We start from the raw sequence: 15,714 nt of genomic DNA, 5'->3' as shown, positions 1-15,714 counted from the left end.
GCGTCACACGGGTGGGGTTCACTGGGGGGAGACGCCCGACGGGCGCGGGACGGAGGCGCGGCATGGACCTGAACACGATCCAGCGCGTCCGGGTGGTGCGCGAGCGCTCCGAGCTGGCGGGCCGCGGGCCGCGCTCAGCGGTCATCGGAGGCGGCTCCTGGGTGTTCTCCCTCCCCCACGACCACCTCGACGAGCTCCTCGACCTGCAGGGATTCGCCTGGGAGCCGATCGTGCGCACGGACGCCGGGCTCTCGATCGCGGCGACCTGCACGCTCAGCGAGCTCGCCGCGATGCCCGACGCGGGCGACACCGCCCATCCGCTCTTCTTCCAGTGCTGCACGGCACTGCTGGGCTCCTTCAAGATCTGGAACGTCGCCACTGTCGGCGGCAACATCGCCAACGCCCTGCCCGCAGGACCGATGATCAGCCTCGCCGCCGCGCTCGACGCCACCGCCCTCGTCTGGCGGGCCGACGGCTCGGACGTCGCCGTGCCGGTCGCCGAGCTCGTGACCGGCAACACGACCACTTCCCTGGCCCAGGACGACGTCATCCGCTCGATCGAGATCCCGCTCTCCTCCCTCCGGGCGCGCACCGCGTTCCGCAAGACGGCGCTCTCCCCTCTCGGACGCTCCGGCGCCGTCGTCATCGGCCGCCTCGACACCGACGGCGCGTTCGTGCTCACGATCACCGCGGCGACCGTCCGGCCGGAGCGGCTCCGCTTCGCCGCCGTTCCCTCCTCGGCCGAGCTCGCCGCGGCCGTCGACGGCGTCGCGACCTGGTTCACCGACCCGCACGGAGCCGCCGACTGGCGCCACGCCGTCGTCCGCGTGCTCGCCGAGGAGATCCGCACCGAGCTGACCGGAGGCGCCCGATGAGGTTCACCGTCAACGGGGAGCCGGTCGACGCCTCCCCCCGCCCCGGCCAGGTGCTGCGCACCCTCCTCCGCGACCACGAGCACTTCGAGGTGAAGAAGGGGTGCGACGCCGGCGACTGCGGCGCCTGCTCCGTCCTCGTCGACGGGACGCCGTTCCACTCCTGCCTCTACCCCGCCCACCGCGTCGAGGGGCGGGAGGTGACGACCGCGGCCGGCCTCGGCACGCCCGAGGAGCCGAGCGCGGTGCAGGAGGCGTTCGTCGAGGCCGGCGCGTTCCAGTGCGGCTTCTGCACGGCCGGCATGGTGGTCACGGCCACGGCGCTCGACGGAATCCGCGCCGAGGACGTGCCGCGGCTGATGAAGGGCAACCTCTGCCGGTGCACGGGCTACCGCCCCATCCGCGAGGCCCTGACGGGCGCCTGCGCGTCCGGGCACGGCGCGCACGCGGCCGAGCCGTCCGGCGCGGATCGCACGGAGGCCCCGGCCCGCGGACGGCACGCGACCCCGCCGTCGGGTCTCACCCCCGTCCGCCGCACCGGTCGCCCGTCGGCCGAGGAGTCCCGGGTCGGCCGCTCGCTCGGCGCGCCCGCCGGCCGGCGGATCGTCCAGGGCCGCGAGCCGTTCACCCTCGACGTCGCCGTGCCCGGCCTGCTGCACCTGAAGGTCGTCCAGAGCCCGCACGCCCACGCGCGCATCCGCTCGATCGACACGACCGCCGCCCGCGCGATGCGGGGCGTCGTCGCGGTCCTCACCGCCGAGGACGTCCCCGACGTCCTCTACTCCACCGCCCGCCACGAGTCCCGGCTCGACGACCCGGACGACACTCGCATGCTCGACACCGTCGTCCGGTTCCGCGGGCAGCGCGTGGCCGTGGTGGTCGCGGAGTCGGTGGCCGAGGCGGAGGCGGCCTGCCGCGCCGTCGAGGTCGACTACGAGGTGCTGCCCGCCGTCTTCGACCCGGAGGAGGCGCGCTCGGCCGGCGCGCCGCTCCTGCACGCCGACAAGGATCCGATCGCCTCGCGCATCGCCCGGCCGGAGGCGAACGTCGTCGCGGAGCTCCACGGAGAGTACGGGGACGTGGCCGCCGGACTCGCGGAGGCCGACGTGGTCGTCGAGGGCCGGTACTCGACCTCCCGGGTCGCGCACACGGCGCTCGAGACCCACGGCACCATCGGCTGGCTCGAGGGCGGAGAGCTGGTGCTGCGGACCTCGACGCAGGTGCCCTTCCTCGTGCGCGACGAGATCGCGCGCCTGTTCGACCGCGATCCGTCGACCGTCCGCGTCTTCACGGCACGGGTGGGCGGCGGCTTCGGCGGCAAGCAGGAGATCCTGACGGAGGACGTCGTCGCCCTCGCCGTGCTCGCCACCGGCCGGCCCGTGCAGTTCGAGTTCACCCGGAGCGACGAGTTCACGATGGCCCCATGCCGACACCCGATGCGGGTCGGCGTCACGCTCGGCGCCCGGCGCGACGGACGGCTGACCGCCCTCGCCGTGGACGTGCTCTCGGACACCGGCGCCTACGGCAATCACGGACCCGGCGTGATGTTCCACGGCACCTCGGAGTCGGTCGCCGTCTACAGCGCGCCCAGCAAGCGCGTCGACGCGCAGGCCGTCTACACGAACAACCTCCCCTCGGGAGCGTTCCGCGGCTACGGCCTCGGGCAGGTGATCTTCGGCATCGAGTCGGCGATGGACGATCTCGCCCGCGAGCTCGGGATCGACCCGTTCGAGCTGCGGCGGATCAACGCGGTGCGCCCGGGCGAGCCGCTGGTGGTCACGCACGTCGAGGGCGACGACATCGGCTTCGCCTCCTACGGGCTCGACCAGTGCCTCGACCTCACCGAGGCGGCACTGGCCGGCGGCGGCGGCTCCCCCGCCCCCGACGGACCGGGGTGGCGGACAGGGCAGGGCACGGCACTGGCGATGATCGCCACCATCCCACCGCGGGGCCACTTCTCGGAGGCGACCGTCACCGTCGACGCCGCGGGCGTGCTGACCATCGGCGTCGGCACGGCCGAGTTCGGCAACGGGACCACCACCGTGCACACGCAGCTGGTCGCGAGCGCCTTCCGCGCCTCGGCCGACCGGGTGCGGATCCGCCAGTCCGACACGGACGCGGCCCGCTACGACACCGGAGCGTTCGGCAGCGCCGGCACGGTCGTCGCGGGCAAGGCCGTCCACTCGGCCGCGACGCGCCTCCTCGCCGAGCTGCAGGCGCTCGCCAAGCGGCTGACCGGGCACGACGAGACCTTCGAGCCCGACGACGAGGGCCTGCTCGCTCCGGACGGCACCCGGGTCGCGTTCGCCGATCTGGTCCGCGCGGCCGGCGGACCGGTCACCGCGACCGGGAGCGAGGACGGCGCTCAGCGCTCGCTCGCGTTCAACGTCCAGGGGTTCCGCGTCGCGGTGCACGAGCCGACGGGCGAGGTGCGGATCCTGCAGTCGGTCCAGGCGGCCGACGCCGGCTTCGTGATCAACCCGGCGCAGTGCCGCGGGCAGGTCGAGGGCGGAGTGGCGCAGGCGATCGGCTCGGCGCTGTACGAGGAGGTGATCCTCGACGGCGAGGGCACCGTGACCACGGCGATCCTCCGGAACTACCACATCCCGCAGATGGCGGACGTGCCCGAGACCGAGGTGCTCTTCGCGGACACCGCCGACGAGCTCGGGCCGTTCGGCGCGAAGTCGATGAGCGAGGCGCCCTACAACCCGGTCGCCCCCGCACTCGCCAACGCCGTCCGCGACGCGATCGGCGTGCGGCCGACCGAGCTGCCGCTCTCCCGCGACCGGATCTGGCGGCTCCTGCACCCGGACGCCGCCCCGGTCGCGACCGTCGCGGCGGAGGCGCCGCCCGGCTGAACGACGACGGGCTGAGCGCCGATCGGCCGCCGCAGCTCAGACGCGCGACGCGAGCTCCGTGCTCGCCCGGGCGACCTCGCGGGCGATCGCGTCCTCGTCCGCGTTCACCAGCCGTCCCTCCCGCACCGTCGGGCGACCCTGCACCAGGAGCAGGCTCAGCGGGGGCTGCGCTCCGAGTGCGAGGGCCGCGACCGGGTCGGCGATGCCCGCGTGCTCGATCCCGTCGATCCGCCAGAGCGCGAGGTCGGCGAGCTTGCCGACCTCGATCGAGCCGATCTCGTCCTGCCGGCCGAGCACCCGGGCCCCGCCGATGGTGGCGACCGAGAGCGCCTGCCGGGCGCTCATCCGGTCGGCGCCGGCGCGCAGGCGGTTCATCAGGACCGCGGCGCGGATCTCGGAGCCGAGCTGCCCGGACTCGTTCGACGCCGCGCCGTCCACCCCGAGGCCGACCGGTGCTCCTGCCGCCAGCAGCTGCGGGATCGGCGCGATGCCCGCGGCGAGCCGGCCGTTCGAGGACGGGCAGTGCGCGACTCCGGTGCCCGTGGCCGCGAACTTCGCGATCGCGTCGGCGTCGAGGTGGACGCAGTGCGCCATCCAGACGTCGTCGCCGAGCCAGCCGAGCGACTCCAGGTGGTCGGTGGGCGAGAGGCCGAACGCCTCCCGCGTGTAGGCGTCCTCCTCCACGGTCTCGGAGCCGTGGGTGTGCAGCCGGACCCCGAGCTGACGGGCGAGGACGGCCGACTCGCGCAGCAGGTCGGTGGTCACCGAGAAGGGCGAGCACGGGGCGATCGCGACCCGCACCATCGCGTCGGCGGAGGCGTCGTGGTACCGCTGGACCGCCTCTCCACTGGCCTGGAGCGCGGCCGCCGTGGTCTCGACGGCGAAGTCCGGCGGGAGGCCGCCCCGGGACTCGCCGAGGTCCATCGACCCGCGGGTCGCGTGCAGCCGGAGGCCGAGGGTGCCGGCCGCGTCGACGATGCCGCCGACGATGTCGCCGGAGCCCCGCGGGAAGACGTAGTGGTGGTCGGCGACGGTGCTGCAGCCGGACCGGGCGAGGACGCCCATCGCGCCGAGGGCGGCGGAGCGGGTCAGGTCGGCGTCGATGCGGGACCAGGCGGGGTAGAGCGCGACCAGCCAGTCGAAGAGGATCGAGTCCTGCGCCCAGCCGCGGGTGAGCCACTGGTAGAGGTGGTGGTGCGTGTTGACGAGCCCGGGTGTGAGCAGGTGGCCTCGGCCGTCGACCCGCGTGAGCGTGATCGCCTCCTGCGCCGGCAGACCCGTCGGCGACCGTCCGTCGAGGGCCCATGCCGGAGGGTCGCCGGCCCCGACGGCGACGATGCGGGAGTCGTCGACGACGACGTGGCCGACGGGGTGCTCGGTCCCGTGCGCGTCGACGGTGGCGACGTGGGCTCCGGTGAGGACGTGGCGCTGCATGCCCCGAGCATGGCAGCGCGGTGTTTCGCGGCCGTTTCCCGCCGGAGTGCGATCAGGCCGGCGCGATCACGACGGCGCGTGGTCAGGGAAGGACGTGCGGCTCAGCGCGCCGCGTGGATCGGGCCCGAGCGCCCCGCGAGCGGCTCCCCGGACGTCCCCGTGCGCGCGGCGAGGACCTCCGCGAGGATCGACACGGCCGTCTCCTCCGGCGTCGACGCGCCGATATCCAGGCCGATCGGCGAGTGCAGCCGGGCGAGCGCCTCCTCCGTCACTCCCGCCTCGCGCAGCAGCCGCAGCCGCCGCTCGTGGGTGCGCCGCGATCCCATCGCGCCGACGTAGGCGACCGGGAGCGCGAGCGCGGTCTCGAGCAGCGGGATGTCGAACTTCTCGTCGTGCGTGAGCACCGCGATCACGGTGCGCGAGTCGACCTCGGCGCGGGCGAGGTGGTCGGACGGCCACTCGACGAGGACCTCGTCCGCGCCCGGGAAGCGCTCGGCGGTCGCGAACACCGGACGCGCGTCGCAGACGGTCACGCGGTAGCCGAGCAGGGAGCCTGCGGAGCAGAGCGCGGCGGAGAAGTCGACGGCGCCGTAGATCAGCAGGCGCGGCCGCTCCGCGTGCACGACGTAGGCGACCTCGAGCTCGGCGCCCCGGCAGGCGGTCTCGACCGTGGCCGAGCGGCCGGAGGCCAGGCGCGCCTCGCGCTCGGCGAGGATGCGGCGGGCGGTGTCCTCGTCCAGGTGCGGGCCGACGACGTCCTGAAGGCGCGTCGCTCCGGTGAGGACGAGGCCGACCAGCTCCTCCGGGCCGCCGACGACGATCGCCAGCGCGGCCGAGCGGCCGGCGCGGGCGGCGCGCAGCTCGGCGAGGACCGCGGTGCAGCCGGAGTCGACGACCTGGCCGAACACGCGCAGCTGCCCCCCGCAGGACAGGCCCGCGGCGAAGGCCGCCTCGTCGTCGAAGCCGAAGTGCTCGGACGCGCTGCCCGAGGTGCCGAGCACCTCCTGGGCCAGCGCGTACGCCTGCGCCTCGACGCAGCCGCCGGAGATCGAGCCGATCGCGCGTCCCTCCGCGTCCACCGCCATCGAGGAGCCGAGAGCGCGGGGAGCCGAGCCGAAGACATGCGTGACCGTGACGACGGCGACGCTCCCGCCCGTCTCGACGCGCTCGAGTAGGGCGGCGGCGATGTCGAGCACGACGGCCTCCTCTTCTCGGACGGGAGGCGACGGCGCCGGGGCTGCGGGGAGGCCGGGCGGAGCCGCCGACGGGCGCTCACACGCAGGAAACATGCCGAGTATAGGGTCGATCCATGCCTGACGACGCTCCCTTCCTCGACCTCGTGATCCGCGCCTCGGACGTGCTGACCGAGAACGGCCGGCGTCCGGCCAGCATCGCGATCGCCGAGGGCCTGATCGTCGCGGTCGGCGAGCGGGACGCCCCCTGGCGGACCACGGAGGAGATCGTCCTCCCCGAGGGCCAGGTCCTGATCCCGGGGATCGTCGACACCCACGTGCACGTCAACGAGCCGGGCCGCACGGAGTGGGAGGGCTTCGCCTCCGCCACCCGTGCGGCCGCCGCCGGGGGCGTCACCACGATCATCGACATGCCGCTGAACTCGATCCCGCCGACCACCACGGTGGCGGGGCTCGAGGCCAAGCGCGCGGCCGCCGGGCCGCAGGCGCAGGTGGACGTCGGATTCTGGGGCGGGGCGATCCCCTCGAACCTCGGCACGCTGCGTGAGCTCCACGACGCGGGCGTCTTCGGCTTCAAGTGCTTCCTCTCGCCGAGCGGCGTGGACGAGTTCCCGCACCTGAGCCGGGAGCAGCTCGTCGAGGCGATGCGCGAGATCGCCGCCTTCGACGGACTGCTGATCGTGCACGCCGAGGACCCGGCCGAGCTGGAGGCGAGCGCGCTGGAGCCCGGCGCCTCCTACGGCGCGTTCGTCGACTCCCGCCCGCCCGCTTCCGAGCGCAGCGCGATCCTGCACGTGATCGAGGCCGTCCGCGAGACCGGCTGCCGCGCGCACATCCTGCACCTCTCCTCCGCCGACGCGCTGCCGCTCCTGCGCGAGGCCAAGGCCGAGGGGCTGCCGATCACCGCCGAGACCTGCCCGCACTACCTCACCTTCGACGCCGGCTCGATCCCCGACGGCGGCACGCAGTTCAAGTGCTGCCCGCCGATCCGCGACGAGCGCAACCGCGAGCTGCTCTGGAAGGGGCTGCTCGACGGGACGATCGACATCATCGCCTCGGACCACTCCCCCGCCACCGCCGAGCTGAAGCTCCCCGCCGGCGGCGACTTCGGCGTCGCCTGGGGCGGGATCTCGGGACTCGAGCTGAGCTTCCGCGCGGTCTGGACCGGGGCCCGCGAGCGGGGCATCCCGCTCGAGCAGGTCGTCGCCTGGATGTCCACGGCGACCGCCGCGTTCGCCGGGCTCGGCCAGAAGGGCCTGCTGCACGCGGGGTCCGACGCCGACCTGGTCGCGTTCGACCCGGAGGCGCAGTGGCGCGTGGACGTCGATGCCCTCTCGCACCGGAACCCCGTCTCGGCCTACGAGGGCCGCGTCCTCCGCGGCGCCGTCGCCGCCACCTGGGTGGGCGGCCGCCGCGTCACCGCCGCGACGGTCCCGCCCGCCGGGCGCCTCCTCACCCGCCCCTGACCTCGACCCGCCGATCCCCCGCCTCCCTGACGACACCTCGGGGAGCTCGACCGCTCACGCCGAGCGCCGCCGTGTCATCGGCAGGTTTCGAGCGTGTGAACGGAGGCGGGTCGGAGCCGCGGAGCGGGCGGATCGCACAAGACTCGGAGTCCCGGCGGCGGCTCCTCGGGATGCTCCGCCGGTGCGCGGAGCCCCCGGCAGGCGCGAGGCTGGCAGACGGGCTCGCAGGAGCCGCGAGCAGGACGGTCACCACCGCGTGACCGGGCCCGGCCGCACGGAACGGACAGGAGCGGACATGTCGATCATCCTCGGGGACCACCAGTACGGGAAGGCCGAGAACCGCGTCGTGCGGATCTACCGCGAGACCCCGCGGCACGAGATCCACGACGTCAACGTCTCCACGGCCCTCCGCGGCGACTTCGAGGCCGCGCACCGAGAGGGCGACCAGTCGGCCGTCCTGCCCACGGACACGCAGAAGCAGACGGCGTACGCCTTCGCCAAGGAGAAGGGCCTGCGCTCGATCGAGCCCTACGGCCTCGAGCTGGCCCGCCACTTCGTCGACGGCTACGAGCCCGTCCACGGCGCCCGCATCGAGATCGAGGAGTTCGCCTGGGAGCGCGTGCTGGTGGACGGGCGCGAGCACGACCACACCTGGGTCCGGAAGGGCCAGGAGACGCGGATCGCGTCGGTCACGGTCGAGGGCTCGGGCGACGAGCGGCGGATCTGGATCACCGGCGGCTTCAAGGACCTCACGATCCTGAAGTCCACGGGGAGCGAGTTCCACGGCTTCCTCACCGACCCGTACACGGTCCTGCAGCCGACGAACGACCGGGTGATGGCGACCTCGCTGGTCGCGAGGTGGCGCTTCGCCCTGAGCGAGGACGAGATCGCGGCGATGGACTGGGAGGCGGTCTACACGGGCGTCAAGGCGCTCATGACGAGCCGCTTCGCGACCGTGCACTCCCTCGCCCTCCAGCAGACGCTCTTCGAGATGGGGAAGGCGGTCCTGGAGGAGTACCCGCAGATCGTCGAGATCCGTCTCTCCGCGCCGAACAAGCACCACTTCGTCTACGACCTCTCGCCCTTCGGCGTCGAGAACGACAACGAGGTCTTCCACGCCGCCGACCGCCCCTACGGGCTGATCCAGGCGAGCGTCACCCGCGACGACGCGCCGCCCGCAGGATCCGCCTGGACCGCCTACACGAGCCTGGTGTGACCGGCGCCGGGGGCGTCCACCGGGGGCACGTGCTGCACGTCGCCGGGGGTGCGACGCTCGCGACCGCGCAGGAGTCGCTGGTGTCGATCCCGGACGGCGCTCTCGCTGTGGACGACGACGGCACGATCGCCTGGGTCGGTCCGTACCGCGAGCTGCCGGACCGCTTCGCGCTCCTGCCGGTCTCCGGCGACGCCGCGTCGATCCTGCTGCCCGGCTTCGTCGACGCGCACGTGCACTTCCCCCAGACGTTCTCGACCGACGGCTTCGGCGGCGGCCAGCTGCTCGAGTGGCTCGACCGGACGGTGTTCCCCGCGGAGGCGCGGCTCGCCGACCCGGAGTTCGCCGACGTCGTCGCGCGCGCCTTCACCCGGCGGCGGGTGGCCGCGGGCACGACCGCCGCGATGGTCTTCGGCTCCGCGTTCCCGGCCGCGCAGGACGCCCTCTTCGAGCGCACCCGCGAGGCGGGGCTGCGGATCGTGTCGGGGCGAGGGATCCAGACCACGGGCCCGGCCTCGGCGGCGCCCCTGATCACCTCCGAGGAGGAGGCGCTGACGCTCGCGTCGGAGGAGATCGACCGCTGGCACGGGAGGGACCCGCTCCTGCAGGTCGCGATCGTCCCGCGGTTCTCGCTGTCCGTCACTCCCCGGACCCTCGGAGCGCTCGGCGACCTCTACGACGACGTCCGCGGACGCGGCGTCTACGTGCACAGCCACCTCAACGAGAACGACCGGCCCGGCGACGGCGAGATCGCCGCCGTGCTCGGCTCGTACGGCACCCGCAGCTACCTCGACACCTACGACGGGCTCTTCCTGCCCGGCTCCGCGCGCGGCGGCTCCTCCCTCCTCGGGCCGCGCACGATCCTCGCCCACGCCGTGCACTGCCAGGACGCGGAGCTGCACCGGATGGAGGAGACCGGCACCTCGATCGCCCACTGCCCGACCTCGCAGCAGTTCCTCGGCTCCGGCACCATGCCCTGGCGCCGGACCGCCGCCTCGGGGGTCACCGTCGCCCTCGGCACGGACGTGGGCGCGGGCGACGAGTGGCTGCTGGCGCGAGTGGCGAACGACGCCTTCAAGGTGCACCTCTCGGAGCCCGGCGACGCGGCCGTCGCCCTGCATCCGGCCGAGCTCCTGTTCACGGCGACGCTCGCCGGCGCGCGGGCGCTCGACCAGGAGGAGCGGTTCGGCAGCCTCGACCCCGGGAAGGACGCGGACTTCCTCCGCATCGAGCCCGACCGGTGGGAGCCGCTCGCCGACGTCCTCGCCCACGGGATCCGCGCGGACGACGAGGAGGAGGCGACGGCCCAGCTGCTCTTCGCCCTGCTGATGACCCTGCGCGAGCCGGCGATCGCCGCGGTGCACGTCCGGGGCAGGCGGATCGCGCCTCCGGAGTGACGGGGCCGGCCCGGGCGGCGCGGTGCGGACCGCGCGCACCCGGCCGTCAGCGCAGGCGCAGCGCCAGGAACAGGTCGGCGCGGTCCGCGGTGTCCGACAGGTCGCGCTGCGTCAGCTCCTCCACCCGCGCGATGCGGTACCGCACCGTGTTCAGGTGCAGGTGCGTCTGCTCCGCCGTGCGCACCCACGAGCCGCCGCAGTCGAGGAACGCCGCGAGCGTGGCGACCAGCTGCGAGCCGTAGCGCGCGTCGTGCTCGACGAGCCGCCCGAGCACCAGCTCGACGAACACCGAGCGCAGGTGGTCGGGGACCGCGCTCAGCAGCTGCACGGCGGAGGTGACCTCCCCGGAGTCGCTGACCCGCACCGGAGCGTCGTCGCCCGGAGAGCCCGGCAGCAGCATCCCGTAGCGTGCCGAGCGGACGGCGCCGCCGAGCGCGGGCAGCGGAGTCGCGGCGCTCGTCCCGACGCGCAGCACGGCGCCCGGCCACGCGGCTCCCGCTCGTCGCAGCGCCGAGGTGACGACGGCGAGCGGATCCGCGCCGGTGGGGATCGCATCGGTCGCCTCGGTGGGCAGCACCGCCACCGCGCAGCCCTGGGCGTCGCGTCCGACCACGGCGCGGCCCAGGTGCGCGGCGGCGTCGACCAGGACACGGCGCGCCAGGTCCGGGGGCGCGTCGCCCTCGAACTCGGCGGCGACCACGGCGCACCGCCCGGCGCCGCCGAGTCCGAGCTGCCGCAGGTACACCGCGGCCTCGGGCTGCTCGCTGTCCTCCTCCACGAGCTCGAGCAGGCGGTCGGCGAGAGCGGAGTCGGCCGAGAGCGCCGCCTCCCGCTGCAGCCGGTAGACCCCCACGACTCCGGCGAGCTCCGTCACGGCGTCGAGTACTGCGGCGGGCCAGTCATTCCAGTCGCCCCCGACGACGACCAGCCAGGAGGTGGCGCGGTGCTCGCCCGCTCCGGCGACGGTGAGGACCGACAGGGCGCCGCCGCGGGCGTCCGCGACCACGACCGGGCTGCGCCGGGCCGTGAGCGCCGCGTGCACGACCCGCTCGATCTCCCCCAGGCCCAGGGGCGAGGCGGAGGCCGCGGTCCGGCCGGTGGCGGTCAGCACCGACACGGGGAGTCCGAGCTCGCGCGAGGTGCGCGTGACGAGCTCGTCGAGCTGCTGCCCCCGGTAGACCTCGGTCAGCAGCTCCCGCTGGCGGGCGAGGGCGGCCGTCAGCCGGGCCACGCGGTCGCCTGCGAGGGCGTTCGACAGGTGCGCCGTGATCGCGCCGAACGACACATCGGCCGGCACGGCGATCAGCGGGACGTCGTGCTCGCGGCAGGCGACGACGAGGTCGTCCGGCACGAAGCCCAGCAGCCCCTCGCCGGCGAGCAGAGCGCTGGCACCCGAGTCCGCGACCGCGGCGACGAAGGCCGCGCTGTCCTGGGCGTCCCGACGCCAGACCAGACCGGTCAGCACCAGCTGATCGCGTGAGATGTAGCGGCGCGGATCGAGGAGATCGGTCGTGAAGATGCCGTCGACCGGCCGCGCGAGCGCTCCGTCGCCGGCGACCAGCACGCGCAGCCGCAGCTGCGGCGCGTCGAGGACGTCCTGCAGCTGCATCAGCTGCCCCGGTAGGTCGAGTAGGCGAAGGGGCTGAGCAGCAGCGGGATGTGGAAGTGCGCCTCCTCGTCGTCGAGGCGGAAGGCGACGACGACCTCGGGGTAGAACGACTCGGTGCCCGAGGCGGCGAACCAGGCGCCGGTGTCGAAGACGACCCGGTGCACCCCGGCGGCCAGGCGCTCCGGCCCGAAGGCCGCCACGCGGCCGTCGTCGTCGGTGCGGGCCTCGGCGAGGCGCTCCCAGCCGGAGCCGACACGGGCGTCGAGAGCCACCGGGACCCCGCGCGCGGGGCGGCCGCGGACGGCGTCGAGCACGTGGGTGGTGACGCGGCTGGCGTGCCCGCTCATCGTGCGGTCTCCGCCCGGACGAGGCGCCCGTCGTCGAGGCCGCGGACGCGCAGCACCGTGATCTCCCGCAGCTGCTCCGCGACGATGCGGGCCTCCGTCTCGTCGTCGAGCCCGAGCCTCCGCTCCAGCTCCGCGACGACCTCGGCCCGGTCGCGGCCGGCCGCGCGGAGGAGGAACACGCGCCCGAACCGCTCCTCGTAGGCGCGGTTGCCGGCCAGCAGCCGCCGGGTCAGCTCCTCGTCGCCCGTGCGGCTCGCAGCCTGCTCCGCGGCCGAGAACGCGGAGGAGCGCCCCGCGCCCGCGTGCCGCTCGCCGATCCGGGGGTGGTCGGCCAGCGCCGCCTCCACCTCCTCCTCGGTGAGCGTGCGCGCGGCCCGCTCGGCCGCGTCGGCCAGCGCGTCGGCCGACGGGTAGGGCGCGCCGGAGGCGACCTCGTCGGCCCAGCGCGGGACGGCGAGGCACGCGAGCAGCACGTCGCGGGCGGTCTCGGATCGGATGTCTGTCATGCGGTCTCCTTCGTCCGGCGGAGCAGGGGCTCGGCCTGCGGCACGATGGTCGGATGGATCTGGTCGGGAGTCGGGACCTCGTCGGGCTGGTGCTCGCGGCGGGTGCGGGGCGACGGGCGGGCGGCCCGAAGGCGCTGCGGTGCGACGCGGCGGGAGTTCCCTGGGTGGAGCGAGCCGTCGAGAGGCTCCGCGCGGTGGGCTGCGGGCGGGTGCTCGTGGTCCTGGGCGCGGAGGCCGGACGGGCGCGCCTCCTGGTGCCGCCGTCCGCGGACGTGGTCGTCGCGGCGGAGTGGGAGACCGGCCTCTCGGCGTCGCTCCGCGCGGGTCTCGCCGCGGCCGAGGGCGTCGCCGCGCTGGTCGCCCTGGTCGACCTGCCCGAGGAGCCGCCGAGCGTGGGGGCCCGGCTGCTCGCGGAGGCGCCGGTCGCGCCGGACGTGCTCGCCCGCGCGGTCTTCCGCGGTCGGCCCGGTCATCCGGTGCTGCTGGGACGGGACCACTGGCCGGAGCTCCTCGAGGGCGTGCACGGCGATTCCGGCGCGCGCGACCTGCTCCGCGCGAGGGGCGCGCGCGGGGTGGAGTGCGGCGATCTGTGGTCGGGAGCCGACCGCGACGGGCCGGACTGAGCGGTTCACGCCAGGCCTGCGTCGTCGAGGGCGGCGGCCAGCGCCCGCCAGGCCAGCGTCGCGCAGACGGAGCGGACGGGGTTGCCCGCCACCGCGAGCAGCGCCTGCTCCTCGCCGGCGAGTGCACCCTCCCGGTGCGCCATCGCCGCGAGGAACGCGTCGATCCGCTCCCGCACGTCCGACGCCGGCAGCCCGTCGAGACCGTCCACGAGCAGCGACGCGGATCCCCGCGAGACCTCGCACCCCCGCCCGCTCCAGGCGAGGCGCACCTGCTCCGCACCGCCGTCGACGCGCAGCTCGATCCGGTCGCCGCAGGTGGGGGTGATCAGCTCGGCACGGCCGAGGGCCGGAGTCGGATCGGCCTGGCCGACGGGGTCCTTGGCGTGCGCGCGGATCAGCTCCGCCGCCTCGCTCACGGCCGGTCCTCCAGCTCGGCGAGCTCCGCGTAGGCCGTGCTGATCCCGGCGATCCGCTCGCGCGACTCCCTCGGGGACGCGCCGAGCACTCCGGACGCCACGAGCGCGACCGCGCTCATCGCCGCCGCGTAGCTGTCCAGCGCCGTGCCGCTGTCGACCGGGCACTCCAGCCAGACCGCCGCGTGCTCCGCGTAGCGCCGGGCGGGCGGATCCGCGAGGAGCACCACGGGCACCTCGCGCGCGGCGAGCGTCCCGATCAGGGCGGCGAAGGAGGCGGGGCGGCGGCGGAAGCCGACCAGCACCACGACGTCCTCGGCCCCGAGCCCCTCGAGCTCCTCACTGAGCGACTGGCCGGGCTGCGGGGCGATCCGGACGCGTCCGCGCGCCTGCGCGAGCTGCTGGCGCAGGTGCAGCGCCACCGGGTAGCTGTTGCGCAGTCCGATCACGACGACCTCGCGCGCTCCCGCGATCAGCCGCACCGCCTCCTCCAGCCGCCCGTCGCCGAACGCGGCGGCCAGCCGGGCCAGGTTCGCCCGCTCGCTCTCGAGGTGCGCGGCGAGCGGATCCCCCTGTCCCTGCGCGGGACCGACCGGCACACCGGAGGACCGCAGCGCCCGGGCGTGCTCGCGCACCTCCTGCGAGTTCGAGAACCCCAGGCGGCGGAACAGCCGCGAGACCGTGGCCTTGGACACTCCGCTGTGCTGGGCGAGCTCGGTCGCCGTGTAGACGGCCAGGTCGCCGAGGTGGTCGAGGATGAAGTCGGCCGCCCGCTGCTCCTGCCGCGACAGCGCGGCGTAGCCGGCATCGATGCGGTGGCCGATGCTCGGCGAGGGGGCCGGGGCGGGAGTCACGCGGTCGGCGTCCCGTCGGCGAGCGCCAGCACGGCCGCTTCGAACGCGTCGAGCGCGGTCGCGACGTCGGCCTCGGTCACGTTCTCGTCCGGGTGGTGGCTGACGCCGCCCTCGCAGCGGAGGAAGAGCATCGCGTACTCGGCGAGGTCGGCGACCGCCATCGCGTCGTGGCCGGCCTTGGAGAACAGCACCATCGGCTCCGCGTCCCCGGTCGCGCGGATGCCCGCCCGCACGACGTCCTGCAGCCGAGAGGAGGCGACGACCGCGGGGGCCGAATGGGTCTCCTCCACCGTCAGCGCGAGACGGCGGCGCGACGCCGACTCCGACATCGCGTGCTCGATGGCGTCCCACGCCGCGTCGCGCTGGGCGTCGGTCTCGGCGCGGAGGTCGAGGCTGAACTCGACCCGGCCGGGGATGACGTTGACCGCGCCCGGGAAGGTCTCGAGCCGGCCGACCGTGGCGATCACGCCCTGCTCCCGCGCGATGCGCTCCACCGCGAGCACGGCCTCGGCCGCCCCGGTGAGCGCGTCGCGGCGGCGGTCGAGCGGGACCCCGCCCGCGTGCCCGGCCTTGCCGGTGAGGGTGAGTGCGAAGCGGCGGGCGCCCGCGATCGAGGAGACCACGGCGAGGGCGCGGTCAGCCTCCTCCAGGTAGGGGCCCTGCTCGATGTGTGCCTCGAGGTAGGCGAGAACGTCCTGCGCGTCGCGCGCGGCGGTGCGGATGCGCGAGGGGTCCAGCCCGAACTCGTGGAACGCCTCGACGAGCGTCGTCCCGTCGGCGTCCTCGAGCTCCCACCAGTGCTCGTCCCAGGTGCCGGCGAGGGCGCGGGAGCCGAGGAGCGCCGTGCCGAAGCGGGTGCCCTCCTCGTCGCCGAACGCGACGACCTCGACGGCGAACGGCAGGCGCCGGCCCGCCCCGTGCAGGCGCGA

14 protein-coding genes are annotated in these 15,714 nt (G+C 75.0%); 6 read left to right on the top strand and 8 right to left on the bottom strand.

Going from position 1 to position 15,714, the window contains the following annotated elements; genetic code table 11:
- The first annotated feature begins 62 nt into the window (after nucleotides 1–62).
- Together C5B92_RS06535 and C5B92_RS06530 are read left to right on the top strand one after the other, a co-directional pair.
- Nucleotides 63–875 (top strand): FAD binding domain-containing protein, encoded by an 813-nt coding sequence (locus tag C5B92_RS06535; RefSeq protein ID WP_104256300.1) that lies wholly within the window; start codon nucleotides 63–65, stop codon nucleotides 873–875.
- Complete coding sequence (locus C5B92_RS06530; protein WP_104256299.1) at nucleotides 872–3,730, top strand: molybdopterin cofactor-binding domain-containing protein; 2,859 nt, start codon at nucleotides 872–874, stop codon at nucleotides 3,728–3,730. The genes C5B92_RS06535 and C5B92_RS06530 overlap by 4 nt, the downstream gene beginning before the upstream one ends.
- Nucleotides 3,731–3,766: 36 nt before the next feature.
- Here the strand turns inward: C5B92_RS06530 and C5B92_RS06525 are convergent, their stop codons facing one another.
- Both C5B92_RS06525 and C5B92_RS06520 read right to left on the bottom strand, forming a co-directional pair.
- Nucleotides 3,767–5,164 carry an 8-oxoguanine deaminase gene (locus C5B92_RS06525; RefSeq protein ID WP_104256298.1) on the bottom strand — a complete coding sequence of 466 codons (1,398 nt, stop codon included), beginning with the start codon at nucleotides 5,162–5,164 and terminating at the stop codon, nucleotides 3,767–3,769.
- Nucleotides 5,165–5,265: 101 nt separating this feature from the next.
- A complete protein-coding gene (locus tag C5B92_RS06520; protein ID WP_258061288.1) occupies nucleotides 5,266–6,360 on the bottom strand; it encodes an XdhC family protein in 1,095 nt (364 codons plus the stop codon).
- 113 nt (nucleotides 6,361–6,473) lie between these two features.
- Between C5B92_RS06520 and allB the strand changes: the two genes are divergently transcribed.
- The 3 genes from allB (at nucleotide 6,474) to C5B92_RS06505 (ending at nucleotide 10,433) form a co-directional block, all read left to right on the top strand.
- Entirely contained in the window at nucleotides 6,474–7,823 is a 1,350-nt protein-coding gene (gene allB, locus C5B92_RS06515) for an allantoinase AllB (RefSeq protein WP_104248249.1), read from the top strand.
- Between the two features lie 295 nt (nucleotides 7,824–8,118).
- The gene (pucL, locus tag C5B92_RS06510) at nucleotides 8,119–9,039 is read left to right on the top strand and encodes a factor-independent urate hydroxylase (protein WP_104256296.1); all 921 of its coding nucleotides are present in this window, start codon (nucleotides 8,119–8,121) and stop codon (nucleotides 9,037–9,039) included.
- Nucleotides 9,036–10,433 carry an amidohydrolase family protein gene (locus C5B92_RS06505; RefSeq protein ID WP_104256295.1) on the top strand — a complete coding sequence of 466 codons (1,398 nt, stop codon included), beginning with the start codon at nucleotides 9,036–9,038 and terminating at the stop codon, nucleotides 10,431–10,433. The genes pucL and C5B92_RS06505 overlap by 4 nt, the downstream gene beginning before the upstream one ends.
- 46 nt (nucleotides 10,434–10,479) lie before the next feature.
- Here the strand turns inward: C5B92_RS06505 and C5B92_RS06500 are convergent, their stop codons facing one another.
- The 3 genes from C5B92_RS06500 to uraD are packed head-to-tail and all read right to left on the bottom strand — an operon-like array spanning nucleotide 10,480 to nucleotide 12,895.
- Complete coding sequence (locus C5B92_RS06500; RefSeq protein WP_104256294.1) at nucleotides 10,480–12,042, bottom strand: PucR family transcriptional regulator; 1,563 nt, start codon at nucleotides 12,040–12,042, stop codon at nucleotides 10,480–10,482.
- Complete coding sequence (gene uraH / locus C5B92_RS06495; RefSeq protein WP_104223494.1) at nucleotides 12,042–12,389, bottom strand: hydroxyisourate hydrolase; 348 nt, start codon at nucleotides 12,387–12,389, stop codon at nucleotides 12,042–12,044. Before uraH ends, C5B92_RS06500 begins: the two co-directional genes overlap by 1 nt.
- Entirely contained in the window at nucleotides 12,386–12,895 is a 510-nt protein-coding gene (gene uraD, locus C5B92_RS06490) for a 2-oxo-4-hydroxy-4-carboxy-5-ureidoimidazoline decarboxylase (protein WP_104256293.1), read from the bottom strand. Before uraD ends, uraH begins: the two co-directional genes overlap by 4 nt.
- Nucleotides 12,896–12,948: 53 nt before the next feature.
- On the opposite strand from uraD, the gene C5B92_RS06485 reads away from it, so the two are divergent.
- Nucleotides 12,949–13,518 (top strand): NTP transferase domain-containing protein, encoded by a 570-nt coding sequence (locus C5B92_RS06485; protein WP_104256292.1) that lies wholly within the window; start codon nucleotides 12,949–12,951, stop codon nucleotides 13,516–13,518.
- Between the two features lie 5 nt (nucleotides 13,519–13,523).
- Here C5B92_RS06485 and C5B92_RS06480 read toward each other — a convergent pair whose 3' ends face one another.
- The 3 genes from C5B92_RS06480 to C5B92_RS06470 all read right to left on the bottom strand — a co-directional run.
- A complete protein-coding gene (locus C5B92_RS06480; RefSeq protein WP_104256291.1) occupies nucleotides 13,524–13,934 on the bottom strand; it encodes an iron-sulfur cluster assembly scaffold protein in 411 nt (136 codons plus the stop codon).
- Nucleotides 13,931–14,785, bottom strand: a complete 855-nt coding sequence (locus tag C5B92_RS06475; RefSeq protein WP_104256290.1) for a MurR/RpiR family transcriptional regulator — start codon at nucleotides 14,783–14,785, stop codon at nucleotides 13,931–13,933. The genes C5B92_RS06480 and C5B92_RS06475 overlap by 4 nt, the downstream gene beginning before the upstream one ends.
- The coding region (locus C5B92_RS06470; protein ID WP_104350188.1) for a Zn-dependent hydrolase at nucleotides 14,782–15,714 on the bottom strand (933 nt) is incomplete at its 5' end. The genes C5B92_RS06470 and C5B92_RS06475, both read right to left, overlap by 4 nt.

Origin of the sequence: Rathayibacter sp. AY1A4, assembly GCF_002930955.1 — a bacterium.
Classification (GTDB): Bacteria; Actinomycetota; Actinomycetes; order Actinomycetales; family Microbacteriaceae; genus Rathayibacter.
The sequence above is the reverse complement of the archived record's forward strand: the minus strand, read 5'-3'. Positions and strand labels throughout refer to the sequence as shown.